The sequence below is a fragment of the Pantoea sp. E956-1 genome (assembly GCF_982223955.1).
Genome location: NZ_CEUYZP010000001.1, coordinates 1,050,061 through 1,066,396 on the forward strand (window position 1 = coordinate 1,050,061; position 16,336 = coordinate 1,066,396).

Here is a 16,336-nt window from a genome sequence, read left to right on the forward strand (position 1 = left end):
CTGCACATCAGGCTTTCGCCAGCTGCTCTTCCGGACGTTTCAGTACCGCATAGCTCAGACCCGCAATCGCGGTGCCGATGATGATCGCCATCAGATAGCCGACAACCGGGGTAATTGCGCCAGGGATCAGCAGCACAAACAGTCCACCGTGCGGTGCCATCAGTTTTGCGCCAACCGCCATGGAGATCGCGCCGGTGGTTGCACCGCCAACGATACAGCAAGGCAGGACGCGCATCGGGTCACGGGCAGCGAACGGGATTGCGCCTTCAGAGATAAAGCAGAGACCCAGAACCAGTGCCGCTTTACCGCCTTCCTGCTGACCTTTATTAAATTTACGACGGGCAACCAGTGTTGCCAGACCCATCGCCAGCGGTGGCACCATACCGGCTGCCATGATGGCTGCCATTGGCGCATAGGTCTGCGAACTCAGTAAGCCGACGCCAAACGCGTAAGCCACTTTGTTTACCGGGCCGCCCATATCGGTACACATCATGCCGCCCAGAATCGCGCCCAGCAGGACCGCATTCGCCGTACCCATATTGGCCAGCCAGTGCGTCAGGCCGTTCATGATGCCAGCAACCGGTTTACCCACTACGTAGATCATCAGCAGACCAGTGATCAGACTGGCGAACAGCGGGATAATCAGTATCGGTTTCAGCGCTTCCATACTCTGCGGCAGTTTTACTTTGCCGCTGATCAGCTTCGCCGCATAACCGGCAATAAAGCCCGCGATAATACCGCCTAAGAAACCTGCGTTGATGCTGGTAGCGATCATACCGCCAATCAGACCCGGCGTCAGACCCGGACGGTCAGCGATGGAGAAGGCGATAAAGCCCGCCAGCACCGGCACCATCAGGGCAAAGGCGCTGCCACCACCAATTTGCATCAGCGCCGCAGCCAGCGTGCCCTGCTCTTTAAACGCCGTGATACCAAAAGCAAACGACAGCGCGATGCTCAGACCACCCGCGACCACCATCGGCAGCATGTAAGAAACACCGGTCAGCAGGTGACGGTAAGCCCCTGCTCCGCCTTTCTTCTCTTCTTCACTGCTGTTGCTCTGTCCGCCAGCCGCCGCTTTGTACGGCTTCGCTTCTGCGACTGCTTTATCCAGCTCCTGCGCAGTTTTCTTCAGCGCCAGACCGGTTGAGGTACGGTACATCGGCTTACCGGCAAATTTCGCCAGATCGACTTCGATATCAGCTGCGACGATCACCAGATCGGCGGCAGCCACTTCTTCCGGGGTGATCGCGTTACCGGCACCCACTGAACCACGGGTTTCAACTTTCACCCACCAGCCGCGACGGGTCGCTTCAGCCTGAATCGCCTCGGCAGCCATGAAGGTATGCGCCACGCCGGTCGGACAGGCGGTCACCGCGACGACGCGTTTCTGCGCGCCAGCCTGAGCCGGTGCAGCAGGTGCGCCTGCAGGTGTTGCTACCGCAGCCGGAGCCTGCCAGGTTTTCGCTTCTGCTTTCGCACGGTTCAGGAAGGTTTCCGGCTCACGAACTGCCAGCTGGGTATCGCCCAGCCAGACCGCTTTGCCATTAAGCGCCGCATCGTCCGGCACGTTTTTACCCAGCACAATCACCAGTTCAGCGTCGGCAGGATTATCAGTCAGCGTCAGGCCCGCAGCAGCGGCAGCAGCCGCCAGACGTTGTTGCGCCATATATGCGGAAGCCAGGCCCAGTGTAGGGTCTTTTATCAGCAGCGTTTTCATTATCGCTCTCCTGCTGTCAGTTAACGGGTTGTAAGTCGACGCGCGCCATCATTGCGGCCAACTGAGTACGATCGGAAACGCCAACATTGCTCTGGCTGACGGCCATCGCCGCCACGGCAGTCGCAAGACGCAGCGTGTGTTCGCTGGATTCACGCATCAGCAGCCCATAAATCAGGCCGCCAACCATTGAGTCGCCTGCACCCACGGTGCTGACCACTTCACACACCGGCGGTTTAGCGATCCATTCGCCAGAGGCGTTGACCCACAGAGCGCCTTCTGCGCCCAGCGAAATCACCACATGGGCGATGCCCTGCTCACGCAGTTCGTGCGCAGCACCAATCACATCCTGCAGAGTGGGCAGTTTGCGACCGGCCCAGATTTCCAGTTCACGGCGGTTTGGTTTAACCAGCCACGGCGCGGCTTTCAGTCCTGCCACCAGCGCCTCGCGGCTGCTGTCAAAGATGATGCATGGGCAGTGGGTGCGCAGCTCGGTCATCCAGCGGGTAAAGGCATCATGGTCAACGCCTTCTGGCAGGCTACCGCTCACGCAGACCATATCGAACTGGCCCAGCCAGGTCAGAGAATCGGTCGTAAAACGATCCCAGTCCTGCGCGGTTACCTGAAAACCAGAGAAGTTCAGATCGGTGACATCACCGGTCTGTTCAGTCAGTTTGACGTTGATACGGGTACGGCCTGGCACGACCTGGAAACGGTTGGCAATGCCCAGCTCGCTGAACAGCTGCTGGAAGCCGTCCTGATTCTCTTTACCCAGGAAACCACCGACGGTGACATCGATACCCAGATCTTTCAGGACCTTAGCGACGTTGATGCCCTTGCCCGCAGCATGCAGCCCGGTGGTTTTCACCAGGTTGACTTCGCCACGTTCAATTTCAGGGGTATATCCCACCAGGTCATACGCCGGGTTCAGCGTAATGGTGGCGACGCGTCTGCTCATGATGCCCCCTCACCCAGACCACTGGTGATCGCTTCTTCAATCGCGTTCAGCGCCTGCTGTGCATCTTCACCGCTGGCGGTGAAGCGCAGGCGATGGCCTTTCTTCACGCCCAGCGCAACCACTTTCATCAGGCTGCGGCCATTAGCGGGTTTACCGCTGCCGTCGAGATTGGTCACGGTGATGTCGCTGTTAAACTGCTTGATCACGCTGACCAGCGCCGTGCCCGGACGGGCATGCAGGCCATGTTCGTTGCGAATGGTAAATTCAGCAGTCAGCACATCAGCCTGCTCATCGACTTCGCTGGTGAGCAGTGCGTAAACGCCTGCAGCATCCGCTTTCAGCAGACGATCCGCTTTGCCCTGCTGCAACAAGGCGCTGAGGTAACCCAGCACTTCCAGCGGACGTTCATCGGTCGCCGAAACGCTGATTAACATCGCAGCCGATTCACCCTGATGGTCGAAGGCATGTTCAGCGCGGCTGATAGCCACGCCGCTGCGCAGGTTGCCGAGGCTGCTGTCGCTGAGCCAGATGCCCTGACCCAGATTCAGTGGAGTCGTTGAAACCACGTCTGCGACGTAGCTGGCATCCACCACACCAGCGGACTGCAGCCGACCGGCGTTCATCGCCTGGAGGGTGATCAGATCGCTGGCAGCCACGTTGAGTGTGATTAATGAGGTGTCGAAGCTGAATTCAGCGGCTTGTTTCTCGCCCATCAGCAACGCACGAAGATCTTCAGCAGAGGCGGTTTTTAGCTGTTCTGCAATGGTGTCATCGCTCAGCACATGGGTCAGCTGACGTAGCAGTGCCAGATGTTCATCTGACTTAGCGGCAATCCCGATGGCGACATAGGCGGTCTGATCGTCACCCCAGGCGATGCCCTGCGGAAACTGGAATACCTGAACGCCGGTTTTCAGCACCAGATCGCGGGTATCGGTGGTGCCATGAGGGATTGCGATGCCGTTGCCAAGAAAGGTTGAGGTCTGCTGTTCGCGCGCCAGCATCCCGTTGACGTACCCTTCAGTCACATTGCCCGCCGCGGTTAACGCGGCAGCAACCTGACGAATGGCCTCTTCTTTATTCTGGGCGCTGGCTCCGGTATGGATGGCCTGCAATTCGAGCTGGAACATAATTCTCCTCGCTTGCTGAGATTGAATCGTTTCAGCCAGTGGGAAAGTTTTTACGCCATGCTGTGGAAAACAGGTGGCGCAGTCACCGCTGAAACGTTTCAGGGATTGTGGTACAGCCGCTTTCACCAGGCAAGAAAATGCGCAAACGGCGTAGCAGATTTTTGACGTTACGCACATTTCGGGCAGGTTTAGCGGATTAACGGACGAACAGGCTGACGCTGCTGCTGTAAAGTGAGAATGAGTGGACCGAAAAACTTCAGCAGCGTCAGCGCCTCAGGGCGCGGTATCCGCTTCGGGTTACAGCAGATACGGTTGCCATTGGTGGATGCATTCTGCGCACGTCCCGATGCTGTGCTTTCATAGGCTCGCGCAGCGGCAGATGCAACCACTGAAATCAAAGCGGCGCTGGCTGCTGCCGGAACGCCCATGGGTTCCAATGACACCGCGATTGCCGGGCATGCCATTGCGGCCAGGGCTATTCTGGTGACCAATAACACACGCGAGTTTGAACGGGTGACCGGATTGCAGCTGGAAGAGTGGGTCCGCTAACCGCTGACGCTGGATTGAATTTAAGCGGTGGAGGGTTCTCAGGCACGTGTGCTGGCTTCAAGCTCAATCAGGTAGGTCATGGCTGAGGTACGGTCTGTAAGACACATATCAACGGAAGGTTGCAGACTTCCGCAGACTTTCGGCCTTAAATCTGAACCGAAAATCATGCACAAATTTTCATCCGATAACTGAATGCATCGGACATTCGCAGGTTTACCCTGCGGCATTCCGGGGATGGGGCTGGAGATTGAGGGCGCGATGCAACAGGCACCACAATCAATACGACACTGCATTAACACCTCTCACACAACCTTCACAATCCAGCAGACAGTAACAGAACCTCAGAGGGATAGACACCACAGGGCTTACCTCTTAACTTTCTGCTTTTAACTCTTCACCGTCGGACAGGCCAGGAATCGGTGAGGAGACAGAGGGTGCTGTGCAACAGGCACCGCATTGGCTACGGCATTGCCTGCTGTGCTCCGGCAGAGAAAGTCGCGGCGACGATAGCAGCCCGGGGCGGCAATTGCCATGAAAGCCGCGGCCTGACACAAAATTTCGCATCCGCCATATTGCCTGTTTTCACCGGCGCGAGTAACGTTGCGCGCACTTCACTCTCAAGATAGCGAGAACAGCAATGCCAAAAGCCAATGAAATCAAAAAAGGGATGGCCGTCACACACAACGGTAAACTGCTGCTGGTTAAAGATATTGATGTCCAGAGCCCCAGCGCACGCGGTGCCGCCACTCTGTATAAAATGCGCTTTACCGATGTCCGCACCGGTTTAAAAGTCGAAGAGCGCTTTAAAGGCGACGAAATTATTGATGCGATTTCGCTCAGTCGTCGCAGCGTGACCTTCTCTTATATAGATGGTGACGAATATATCTTCATGGATGATGAGGATTACACCCCCTACTCCTTTAAACAGGAGCAGATTGAAGAAGAGCTGCTGTTTATCCCCGAAGGCGGCATCCCTGGCATTCACGTGCTGACGATGGAAGGTCAGGTGCTGGCGCTGGAACTGCCACAAACCGTGGATATGGAGATCGTGGATACTTCGCCAGGCATTAAAGGAGCTTCTGCCAGCGCCCGCACCAAACCCGCCGGGATGAGTACAGGCCTCTCGATTCAGGTACCGGAATACCTCAGCAACGGTGATCGCATCCGCATCCATATCGCTGAACGACGCTATATGGGTCGTGCAGACTAAATCAGCAGCCTGATGCCGACCGTGATAATGTTATATTATTACATTGTCACGCTATTACCTGGCAGGAGTCTGTCCCATGACGCGCGTTAATCTGATTACCGGTTTTTTGGGTAGCGGCAAAACTACCCTGCTCTGCCATCTGCTGGCAGCCAGACCCTCCGGGGAAAAGTGGGCGGTGCTGGTCAATGAATTTGGCGAGATCGGGATCGACGGTGCCCTCCTGACCGATCGCGGTGCCACGGTGAAAGAGATCCCCGGCGGCTGCCTGTGCTGCGTTAATGGCCTGCCGATGCAGGTCGGGCTCAATATGCTGCTGAAGAATAAGCCCGATCGTCTGCTGATCGAGCCAACCGGCCTGGGCCACCCTCGTGAGGTGTTGCAGATGTTGAGGGCGCCCGTCTATCAATCGTGGCTGCAACTGAATGCGACCCTGACGCTGCTGGATGCGCGTCAACTGGCCGATCCTCGTATCGTTACCAATGAAAACTTCCGCGATCAGCTGACTGCCGCCGACCTTATTATCGCTAATAAGCGCGATTGCTGGGATCAGGCGGATCGTCAGCGCCTGGCTGACTGGCAGCAGCAGATGCAGCCTCCGCGTCCTCTGATTGAGACAGAATTTGGTCAGATCCCCCTTTCCCTGCTCGATACGCCCTGGCAACCCCGCGAGCTTCCCGTGCCACATCATCATCATTCGTCGGGCCCCACCAGCGGTCTGGCGGCATTGCGACTGGACGGCGAGGCGCGCTGGCGCCGGGCACTGAACCACGGCCAGGGTTACAGTGCCTGCGGCTGGCTTTTTGATGGTGATACGCTGTTCGACAGCGGCGCGCTGCTGGAATGGGTACGGCAGGCACCGGTAGATCGGGTTAAAGGGGTGATGCGCTCGACAGAAGGCACCCTGCGTATTAATCGCCAGGCAAAAGAGCTGCAGAGTGAAACACGCCCCTCACCGCCACCCGATAGCCGCATTGAGCTCATTCATTCTCAACAGGCTGACTGGAATCGACTACAATCGGCATTGTTGAAGTGCCGTTTACGCTAACAGAGGTATTGTCGGCGGTTATTTTTTTAGAATGAGTTTAACTATGCGCGTGACTCGCCTTATTACTATCCTGCTGCTTAATGCACTGGGCGTGGTGCTATTTCTGTCATGGTATCTGCCGCCGGAACATGGCTTCTGGTTTGGCGTCGATAAATCTATTTTCTTTGGCTTCAATAGCCAGATGGTGAGCCATCCGCTGTTCGCGCTGATCGTCGCTATCACGAATTACCGTGGTTTTGATGCGGTGTCATTGCTGGCAATGGGTCTGCTTTACCTGTCGATCTGGCGGCGCGAAACGCCACAGGCACAGCGTCGGATGCTGGCAATCGGCATTACCATGCTGCTTACTGCGGTCATTCTCAATCAACTGGGCCATTTGTTGCCGGTTAAACACTCCAGTCCGACCCTGTTCTTCGAAAATGTGCATCGCGTCAGTGAATTGACCGGTATTCCCGCAAAAGATGCCTCGAAAGATAGCTTCCCCGGCGACCACGGGATGATGCTGATCATTTTCGCCTGCTTTATCTGGCGTTATTTTGGTTTCAGCCGCTTTTTAATTGCCATGGCTATTGTAGTTATATTTTCACTGCCACGCATCATGGCCGGTGCGCACTGGTTTACCGATATTACCGTCGGTTCATTGTCGGTGGTATTAGTCGGTCTGAGCTGGTGGTTATTAACACCGGCCAGTGACGTGCTGGTTAACTGGTTTTATCGCAAATTGCCGGGTAAATATAAGCCCGTGACGTAAATGTTAAGTGCGGTCGGTTAATCGCCCTGATCTTAACCGCCCGCGCTTATAAAAAACGCCCCACCACTATTAGCCTGCTAATTAAATTTGCGAAAAGAAAAGGTTATGGCTCTGCTGGCAGGTTAAATAGCCACCAACGTTCTCTGTCAATAAAGAAAACTCTAAAAACAGAAGCTATGCCCTGAATTAGAACCCCTTTCATGGCCTGTTCTCACCATCATTTGACCACAATTGTAGCTAAAGTAGTCAGTGTGTTACGGTTTGATTCACATCAAAAAAACCTATATGAAATTGATTAAAAGCACTCGCCACGGCGTCTCTAATCAGTTAACCTCAGTCGCAGTGAGGCAACAGCGGCAAGAAATTCGGATTTTTTACCGTTAAAATGTGTCCATTAACACATTTTAGTAATTAAGGATTTGTCTTAGTCTGTTTCGCTTATTAATCTCCCTGTTTTGTCATCTGGCTGGCGACAATCTTGTCGTAAGGAAATCGAAGGAAAACCCGAATAATGGTCAAGTCTCAACCAATACTGAGATATATCTTGCGGATCGTGCCCGCAGTGGCGCTGGCAGCACTCCTCTCAGCTTGTAGCAGTACCCATAGCAGTCAAAACGCGAATAACGAGAATCATGAAGTTAACAACCACAATGGTTTTTTACTTCAGGCGTCTCAGGATGAGTTTGAAGAAATGGTGCGTAATGTCGACGTTAAGTCGCGCATCATGGAACAATACGCCGTCTGGAAAGGTGTGCGCTATCGCCTCGGTGGCGATACCAAACGCGGGATCGATTGTTCCGCCTTTGTACAACGCACCTTCCGCGATCAGTTTGGCTTAGAATTACCGCGTTCTACCTCGCAGCAGCAGGACACCGGTAAAGAGATTACCCGCAGTAAACTGCGTCCTGGCGATCTGGTGATGTTCCGTGCAGGCTCTACTGGCCGTCACGTTGGTATTTATCTTGGCAACGATAACTTCGTTCATGCCTCGACCAGCAGTGGCGTGATGATCTCCAGTCTGAATGATGACTACTGGAAAAAGCGTTACCGTGAAGGGCGCCGTGTATTAAGTCGTAACCCGACCTGATAACCACTTTCGATATTCTCTCAGCCAGAGAACATGAAACGCTGCTTATGCAGCGTTTTTTTTCGCCTTTAATCATTTTTATCAACAGTTATATAAAATAAAAGCATTCTGATTCAGATTAATAGCAAGACATCTTCCGCCGTCTCGTTATATTCTCGGTCGCTTAAACCGAAGCCGTCGTGTGCAATACCATAATAATAATTTGATTAGGGGAAGCTCCTCATGCCACTGTCGGGGGCGCTACGGCGCCATGCCACCTATCCTCGCCGTATCGCATGGAGTAGTGCGATGGCTGGCGGCTTATTCTTTCTGTTATTTGCTGCACTCTCGCTTCACCAGACCTGGCAGACGCGCGAACGACAGCATCAGCAACTGCTGGAGAACAGCCGCACGGCATTACAGCAAACGCTCTCCAGTCTGATTAACAGTACTCTCAGTCCCCTGCTTCCGTTTACCCACACTCCCTGCAATATCATTAATCGTGAACTCACCTCACGCGCCGCCTTTGCCGGAAATCTTCGCGCCATCCTGCTGGTTAACGACGGTAATGCCTTTTGCTCCTCGGCCACCGGCAGTTTTAATCTGCCGCTCAATGTGATTGCGCCCCTGAGTGATATTTCACGTGATATCGATCTGCAGCTGATGCCGGGCACGCCGTTGCAGCCCAATAAACCGGCGCTGGCGTTGTGGATCAAAAATCCCGGCAGCCTGCAATCAGGCGTTTTCGCGACGCTGAATATTACCCTGGCACCCTATCAGCTGCTGGCGTCCGGGCATCCGGAAATTACCGGTATGGCACTGGTAGCACAACGCAGTGCCTTAACCAGCTGGCAGTCCGTCGTCATGCAGAATAAAAACCTGCCGACGCCGCTGCACCGGCAGGCGCTGACAGGCTATCCGCTGCAGTTTGTGTTGTACGGTTCCACGCTGGCGTTCAGCGATTATCAGAATATCCTGCTGAGCGGCCTGCTACTGTCGCTGCTGGTTTCAGGCACTTGCTGGCTGCTGTTGTCGGTTTATCAGCGCCCTGGTAAAGAGCTGATTCGGGGCATGAAGCGCGGTGAATTTCATGTTGAATATCAGCCGCTGGTCACCTCCCATGATGGTCAGCCGTATGGGATGGAAGCGTTACTGCGCTGGACCCACCCGACGAAAGGCCCGATCCCGCCCGATGTTTTTATTCACTATGCCGAGTCGCAGAACCTGATCATTCCCCTGACCCGACATCTGTTTCAGCTGGTTTCCCGTGATGCCCATCTGCTGTGTCATACCATTCCCCGTCATGCCTGCCTCAGCCTCAACATTTCGCCCCTGCATCTGGCTGACAGCGGTTTCCGTCAGGATGTGCTGCGCTGGCTTGATACCATGCCTGCGGACCATTTTACTTACGTGTTTGAGATCACCGAGCGAGCCATGGTGTGCGACGAAAATGTCGGAGAACTGTTTGACTGGCTGCATCAGCAGCAGATCCATATCGCCATTGATGATTTCGGTACCGGTCACAGCGCGCTGATCTATCTGGAACGTTATGACTTTGATTATCTGAAAATCGATCGCGGCTTTGTTCAGAGCATCGGTACGGATAGCCTGGCCTCGCCGGTGCTCGATACCGTGCTGCAGCTGGCGAAGAAGCTGAACCTGAAAAGTGTCGCCGAAGGGGTAGAAACCGGCGAGCAGGCTGCCTGGCTGATTAATCGCGGTGTGACCCATCTGCAGGGTTACATCTTTAGCCGTCCGCTGCGACCGGAAACGCTGATAGACTATTTCCGGCGTCATAACGCCTGACACTACCTGGCCTCATCGCGCCAGACATCTGACAGGAGAGTGCATGCTGTTTCGTTCCGGATTTCTGCTGCTGTGCGGCCTGCTCAGCACCCCGCTGCTGGCGGCCTCTGTCCAGCACAGCTACGCGTTCACCCAGGCCGGTGAAGCGAAATATCCACCCGGCTTCAGCCATTACGACTACGCCGATCCCCGTGCTCCCAAAGGCGGCAGTATTACCATGGCGGTGGTGGGCACTTACGACAATTTCAATCGCTACGCTTCACGCGGTAATCCGGGCATTAACACCGGTACGCTTTATGACGGTCTTTACACCAGCTCAGACGATGAACCTGGTAGTTATTATCCGCTGATTGCCGAATCAGCACGCTACGCCAGCGATTTTACGTGGATTGAGATCCGCCTTAATCCCCGCGCCCGTTTTCAGAATGGCGCACCAATAACCGCCCGCGACGCGGCGTTCACCTTTCAGAAATTCATGACCGAGGGCGTGCCTCAATTTCGCGTCGCCTACCGCGGCGTGACCGTTAAAGCACTGAACGATCTCACCGTGCGCATTGACGCACAGAAGCCGGATAAAGATCTGCTGCTTGGCTTACTGACGCTGCCGGTTATCGCAGAGTCCTTCTGGCGCGATAAGAAGTTTAATGAGCCGTTAAGCGAGCCACCCTTGTCGAGCGGACCCTATCGCATCACCCGCTGGAAGCTGGGACAGTTTATTGAGTTCACCCGGGTGAAAGATTACTGGGCCGCCGATCTGCCGGTCAATCGCGGACGGTTTAATTTTGATCGAATGCGTTATGACTACTATCTGGATGACAATGTAGCATTTGAAGCCTTCAAGGCGGGTGCTTACGATCTGCGTGAAGAGACATCGGCAAAGAAATGGGCTACCCAGTATCGCGGCCGCAATTTTGACGATGGCAGCATCGTCAAAGAGACCACGCCCAACAATGCCGCTATCGATACCCGCTGGCTGGCATTCAACAATGAAAAACCACTGTTCCAGGATCGCCGCGTGCGTCAGGCGCTGTCACTGATGTTCGATTTCGAGTGGATGAACAAGGCGCTCTATTACGGTGCCTGGCACCGCGCCAGCAGCTATTTTCAGAACACCGAATATGCCGCCAGCGGCGTGCCGGATGCACAGCAACTGGCGCTGCTTGAACCCTGGCATGCGCAACTGCCGCCTGAGCTGTTCAGCCAGCCTTATCAGCCACACAAAACCGACGGCAGCGGCTATGACCGCGCCAGCCTGTTAAAAGCGTCTGACCTGCTGAAACAGGCGGGCTGGCAGATTAAAAATCGCCGTCTGGTCAATGATAAAACCGGCCAGCCGTTTAAAATAGAACTCCTGCTGCGCGGTGGCACCAATACCGACTGGGCGTTACCGTTCCAGCACAACCTTTCCCGGCTTGGCATTACGCTGAACCTGCGGCAGATCGACAATTCGCAGTATCTGCGGCGCTTGCGCGAAGGCGACTATGACATGATTGCCACGGTCTATGGGGCGATGCCGATCCCGACCTCCAGTCTGCAGATCCTCTGGCAGTCTGACTTTATCGCCTCGTCGTGGAATACCGCGCGGGTCAAAGAGCCTGTAGTCGATCATTTCGTCAAACAGATTGTGGCGCATCAGGGTGATGCCGCCGCGCTGCGGCCGCTGGCCCAGGCGCTGGACCGGGTGCTGCTGTGGAATGCGTATATGATCCCGATGTGGTACAACGCAGAGCAGCGGCTGGCGTACTGGGATAAGTTTTCTCACCCTGCCCGCAAACCCGCCTACAGCGTCGGACTGGAAAACTGGTGGTACGACACAAACAAAGCCGGACGCCTGCCGGCCAGCAAACGCTAAGGAGACCACTGTTGGCCGCTTACTTTCTGCGCAGACTGCTGCTGATCATCCCGACGTTATGGGCGATCATCACGCTGAACTTTTTTATCGTGCAAATCGCGCCCGGCGGACCGGTCGATCAGGCGCTGGCTAACATTCAGTTTGGTCAGACAACCGGTCTGCCCGGCAGCGGCGCAGACAGCGCCGGTTCACGCGCCAGCGTCAGTCATCTCAATCCTGCCGATAATCAGTACCGGGGCGCTCGCGGGCTGGATCCCGAAGTGATTGCTGAGATTAAACAGCGTTACGGTTTCGATAAACCTCTCTGGCAGCGTTATGGCGAGATGCTGTGGAATTATCTGCGACTGGATTTTGGCGACAGCCTGTTTCGCAGCGCCTCGGTGATCGGGCTGATTAAAGAGAGCCTGCCGGTTTCAATCAGTCTGGGATTATGGAGCACACTGATCATCTACCTGGTGTCGATTCCACTGGGGATCCGCAAAGCGGTGCGTAATGGCAGCGCCTTTGATGTCTGGAGCAGTGCTTTTATTATTATTGGCTACTCCATCCCGGCTTTTCTGTTCGGCATCATGCTGATCGTGCTGTTTGCCGGTGGCAGCTATCTGGACTGGTTTCCGCTGCGCGGGCTCACCTCTGCGCATCACGACACACTGCCCTGGTATGGCAAAGTGCTGGACTACTTCTGGCATATCGCTCTGCCGGTGCTGGCGACGGTGATCGGCGGCTTCGCCACGCTGACCATGCTGACGAAAAACGCGTTTCTGGATGAGATCCGCAAGCTCTATGTGGTGACTGCGCGCGCCAAAGGAGTGCCGGAGCGCCGTATTCTCTATCACCATGTGTTTCGCAATGCGATGCTGCTGGTGATCGCCAGCTTCCCCGCCACCTTTATCAGCATGTTCTTTACCAGCTCGGTGCTGATCGAGGTTATGTTCTCGCTCAACGGACTCGGGCTGCTCGGCTATGATGCGACTCTGCAACGTGACTATCCGGTGATGTTTGGCACGCTCTATATTTTTACGCTGATAGGCTTGCTGATGAATATTCTCAGTGATCTCACCTATACGCTGGTCGATCCGCGCATCGATTTCGGGAGCCGCTCATGACACTCTCTCCGCTGAATCAACAGCGCTGGCAGCGCTTTCGTCATAACCGGCGCGGCTACTGGTCGCTGTGGATCTTTCTGATCATCTTTCTGCTGTCGATGGGTGCCGAACTGATTGCCAATGACAAGCCACTGCTGGTCCACTACCAGCAGCGCTGGACAGTGCCACTGCTGTTTGACTACAGCGAAACCGACTATGGTGGCGCACTGGCAACAGCGGCGGATTACCAGGATCCCTGGCTGCAGCAGCGCATTGAGCAGAATGGCTGGGCCATATGGGCACCGATTCGTTTCAGCGACAGCACCATCAACTTTGCCACCGAGGTGCCCTTCCCCTCTCCGCCCTCTGCGCAGAACTGGCTCGGCACGGATGCTAACGGCGGCGACGTGATGGCCCGCCTGCTCTATGGCACGCGCATTTCTCTGCTGTTCGGACTGATGCTGACACTCTTCTCCAGCGTCATCGGAATTGTGGTCGGCGCGCTGCAGGGTTATTTCGGCGGCAAAATTGACCTGATTGGGCAGCGGCTGATTGAAGTCTGGTCCGGCATGCCTGCGCTGTTTCTGCTGATTCTCCTCTCCAGCGTGATCCAGCCGGGTTTCTGGTGGCTGCTGCTGGTCACCGTGGCGTTCGGCTGGATGAGCCTGGTCAGCGTGGTCCGGGCCGAGTTTCTGCGTATCCGAAACTTTGATTACATCCGTGCGGCGCAGGCGCTGGGGGTCAGCGACGGCCGGATTATGCTGCGACACATGCTGCCTAACGCCATGGTCGCCACCCTGACCTTTCTGCCGTTTATTCTGTGCGGATCGATTACCACGCTGACCTCTCTCGACTTTCTCGGCTTTGGCCTGCCGCTGGGTTCGCCCTCGCTGGGCGAGTTACTGCTACAGGGCAAAAATAACCTGCAGGCTCCCTGGTTAGGCCTGGCGGGCTTTTTCACCCTGGCGATCCTGCTTTCGCTGCTGATTTTTATTGGCGAAGCGGTACGCGACGCTTTTGATCCGGGCAAAGGAGCCTGAATGAACACGCCATTGCTTGCCATCAATCATCTCTCGGTCGCCTTTCGTCAGGGCGAGACGCCTCGCCAGGTGGTCAATGACGTGTCACTGCGCATCGACGCGGGCGAAACGCTGGCGCTGGTGGGCGAGTCGGGTTCCGGCAAGAGCGTCACAGCACTATCGGTGATGCGACTGCTGCATGAGGCTGCGGTGGTTTATCCCCGCGGCGAGATTCTGTTTAACGGTGAAGATCTGCTGCGCGCGCGCGAGCAGCGTCTGCGCGGGATCCGCGGTAACCAGATTGCGATGATTTTTCAGGAGCCGATGGTATCGCTTAATCCGCTGCACACCGTAGAGAAGCAGCTGTATGAAGTGCTGTCGCTGCATCGCGGTTTGCGTCGTCCGGCGGCACGCGGTGAAATTCTCAGCGTGCTTGATCGGGTCGGAATACGACAGCCCGCCGCCCGGCTCAATGATTTCCCCCACCAGCTTTCGGGCGGGGAACGTCAGCGGGTGATGATCGCCATGGCGCTGCTGACCGAGCCTCAGTTGCTGATTGCCGATGAGCCGACCACCGCGCTGGATGTGACGGTGCAGGCGCAGATCCTGACGCTGCTGCGCGAACTGCAGCGAGAGCTGAATATGGGCATGCTGTTTATCACCCATAACCTGAATATCGTGCGTCAGCTGGCGGATAACGTCAGCGTGATGCGCAAGGGTCACATCGTCGAACAGAACCGCTGCCAGACCCTGCTGAATCACCCGCAACATCCATACAGCCAGCAGTTGCTGGCCGCTGAGCCAGAAGGAAAAGCGGTGCCGCTGCCTGCAGACGCGCCGGTCATTCTTCGGGTCGATAATCTTCAGGTCAGTTTTCCGCTGCGACACGGGCTGTTCCGGCGGCAGGCTCGTGAAAAACAGGTGCTTTCCGGGCTGAGTTTTAGCCTGCGGCGCGGCGAAAGTCTGGGGCTGGTCGGCGAGTCTGGCTCCGGTAAAAGCACCACCGGGCTGGCGCTGCTGCGGCTGATTGCCTCGCGCGGCGAAGTCTGGTTTGACGGCCAGCCGCTGCATCAGCTGTCACGTGGTCAGTTATTGCCGCTGCGTCAGCGCATTCAGGTGGTGTTTCAGGATCCCAACTCTTCACTGAATCCGCGTATGACAGTGCAGCAGATCATTGCGGAAGGGCTTGCGGTACATCAGCCCGAACTTAGCCGTGCGCAACAGGAGCAGCGTGTTATCACGGTGATGGCGGAGGTGGGGCTGGAAGCGGAAAGTCGCCATCGTTATCCGGCCGAATTTTCTGGCGGTCAGCGACAGCGTATTGCCATTGCGCGGGCAGTGATTCTGGAACCAGAGTTGCTGGTGCTGGATGAACCGACCTCATCGCTGGATCGCACGGTACAGAAGCAGATTCTGACGCTGTTACGTCGCTTACAGCAGCAGCGGCAGCTCAGTTATCTGTTTATCAGTCACGATCTGGATGTGGTGCGCGCCCTGTGTCACCAGCTTATTGTGCTGCGTCAGGGAGACGTGGTGGAACAGGGAGAGTGTGAAAGGTTATTTACTTCACCCGTGGCAGAATATACCCGCGAGTTACTGCAGTCGGCGCAACTCAACCTGCGATAAAGGTTTCGGCAATCGCTACGCCCTGATTTTTCAGGCAGCAGTTGGTGGCGCTTTCGTCACGACGCTGAATGAACAGACAGGGCTGTCCTTCGCACTCGGCTACTTTGCAATCGACCTGAATATCCGCCAGGACCTCTTTAAGCTGCTGGAGGATCTCCCACGCCGGAATGCCGTCATGGCTGATCAATCGCAGCGCAACGAAATCCTGCTCGTCCAGCGTTGTGTCATCGGATTCGATAGCACTGTGGTGATCGCTGGCCCAGCGAAAACGCTGTGGCAGACGATGCACAATCGAAAGTTGCAGCATAGTTTACTCTCCCCGGATGAGTGTATGTCGCAACACAGAGCAGCCCAGCTGAAAGCGGTTGATAACCGCTGAGTCCGGACAGGGTTTTAAGGCCCGCCGTGTGGATTGCAGAAGCGCATTTTTGCGACTTACATCGCACTTCAGCCTATATGTACCGCGTTCACACGCCGTTAACAATCATTTTAGCTCCATTTTGATTACTTTTTTAACTAAAGATTTTC

The 16,336-nt window shown here is 55.6% G+C and carries 14 protein-coding genes and 1 pseudogene; 10 read left to right on the forward strand and 5 right to left on the reverse strand.

Annotated elements, in window-relative coordinates; translation table 11 throughout:
• Positions 1–7 precede the first annotated feature (7 nt).
• From fruA to fruB, 3 genes are read right to left on the reverse strand one after another with little or no spacing between them, the layout of a single operon-like run.
• Positions 8–1,717: a PTS fructose transporter subunit IIBC gene (gene fruA / locus AC0T7J_RS05160; protein WP_473792617.1), complete on the reverse strand. Its 1,710-nt coding sequence runs from the start codon at positions 1,715–1,717 to the stop codon at positions 8–10.
• 16 nt (positions 1,718–1,733) lie between these two features.
• Complete coding sequence (gene fruK, locus AC0T7J_RS05165) at positions 1,734–2,672, reverse strand: 1-phosphofructokinase (protein ID WP_090959394.1); 939 nt, start codon at positions 2,670–2,672, stop codon at positions 1,734–1,736.
• The gene (fruB, locus tag AC0T7J_RS05170; RefSeq protein WP_033758445.1) at positions 2,669–3,799 is read right to left on the reverse strand and encodes a fused PTS fructose transporter subunit IIA/HPr protein; all 1,131 of its coding nucleotides are present in this window, start codon (positions 3,797–3,799) and stop codon (positions 2,669–2,671) included. The genes fruK and fruB overlap by 4 nt, the downstream gene beginning before the upstream one ends.
• A gap of 318 nt (positions 3,800–4,117) precedes the next feature.
• Here fruB and AC0T7J_RS05175 point away from each other — a divergent pair.
• Positions 4,118–4,348, forward strand: a pseudogene (locus AC0T7J_RS05175) (PIN domain-containing protein); the annotation flags it as partial.
• A 38-nt stretch (positions 4,349–4,386) separates the two neighbouring features.
• Here the strand turns inward: AC0T7J_RS05175 and AC0T7J_RS05180 are convergent.
• On the reverse strand, positions 4,387–4,641 hold the full coding sequence (locus AC0T7J_RS05180) for a YkgJ family cysteine cluster protein (RefSeq protein ID WP_031292689.1): 255 nt from the start codon (positions 4,639–4,641) through the stop codon (positions 4,387–4,389).
• A 344-nt stretch (positions 4,642–4,985) separates the two neighbouring features.
• On the opposite strand from AC0T7J_RS05180, the gene yeiP reads away from it, so the two are divergent.
• The 9 genes from yeiP (at position 4,986) to yejF (ending at position 15,808) form a co-directional block, all read left to right on the forward strand.
• Entirely contained in the window at positions 4,986–5,558 is a 573-nt protein-coding gene (gene yeiP, locus AC0T7J_RS05185; protein WP_003854146.1) for an elongation factor P-like protein YeiP, read from the forward strand.
• Positions 5,559–5,634: 76 nt separating this feature from the next.
• Positions 5,635–6,603, forward strand: coding sequence for a CobW family GTP-binding protein (locus AC0T7J_RS05190; protein WP_473792620.1), 969 nt, complete (start codon positions 5,635–5,637; stop codon positions 6,601–6,603).
• Positions 6,604–6,646: 43 nt separating this feature from the next.
• Positions 6,647–7,354 carry a phosphatase PAP2 family protein gene (locus tag AC0T7J_RS05195; RefSeq protein WP_473792622.1) on the forward strand — a complete coding sequence of 236 codons (708 nt, stop codon included), beginning with the start codon at positions 6,647–6,649 and terminating at the stop codon, positions 7,352–7,354.
• 511 nt (positions 7,355–7,865) lie between these two features.
• Positions 7,866–8,441, forward strand: a complete 576-nt coding sequence (mepS, locus tag AC0T7J_RS05200; protein ID WP_031593348.1) for a bifunctional murein DD-endopeptidase/murein LD-carboxypeptidase — start codon at positions 7,866–7,868, stop codon at positions 8,439–8,441.
• Positions 8,442–8,663: 222 nt separating this feature from the next.
• A complete protein-coding gene (locus AC0T7J_RS05205; protein WP_473792624.1) occupies positions 8,664–10,226 on the forward strand; it encodes a cyclic di-GMP phosphodiesterase in 1,563 nt (520 codons plus the stop codon).
• Between the two features lie 43 nt (positions 10,227–10,269).
• The gene (locus AC0T7J_RS05210) at positions 10,270–12,078 is read left to right on the forward strand and encodes an extracellular solute-binding protein (RefSeq protein ID WP_473792626.1); all 1,809 of its coding nucleotides are present in this window, start codon (positions 10,270–10,272) and stop codon (positions 12,076–12,078) included.
• Positions 12,079–12,089: 11 nt separating this feature from the next.
• Complete coding sequence (locus AC0T7J_RS05215; RefSeq protein WP_473792628.1) at positions 12,090–13,184, forward strand: microcin C ABC transporter permease YejB; 1,095 nt, start codon at positions 12,090–12,092, stop codon at positions 13,182–13,184.
• Positions 13,181–14,203 (forward strand): ABC transporter permease, encoded by a 1,023-nt coding sequence (locus AC0T7J_RS05220; protein WP_473792630.1) that lies wholly within the window; start codon positions 13,181–13,183, stop codon positions 14,201–14,203. The genes AC0T7J_RS05215 and AC0T7J_RS05220 overlap by 4 nt, the downstream gene beginning before the upstream one ends.
• Positions 14,204–15,808: a microcin C ABC transporter ATP-binding protein YejF gene (gene yejF, locus AC0T7J_RS05225; RefSeq protein WP_473792631.1), complete on the forward strand. Its 1,605-nt coding sequence runs from the start codon at positions 14,204–14,206 to the stop codon at positions 15,806–15,808.
• On the opposite strand, the gene AC0T7J_RS05230 is transcribed toward yejF, so the two are convergent.
• Positions 15,795–16,115 (reverse strand): YejG family protein, encoded by a 321-nt coding sequence (locus AC0T7J_RS05230; protein ID WP_473792633.1) that lies wholly within the window; start codon positions 16,113–16,115, stop codon positions 15,795–15,797. The genes yejF and AC0T7J_RS05230 overlap by 14 nt on opposite strands.
• Positions 16,116–16,336: the final 221 nt, after the last annotated feature.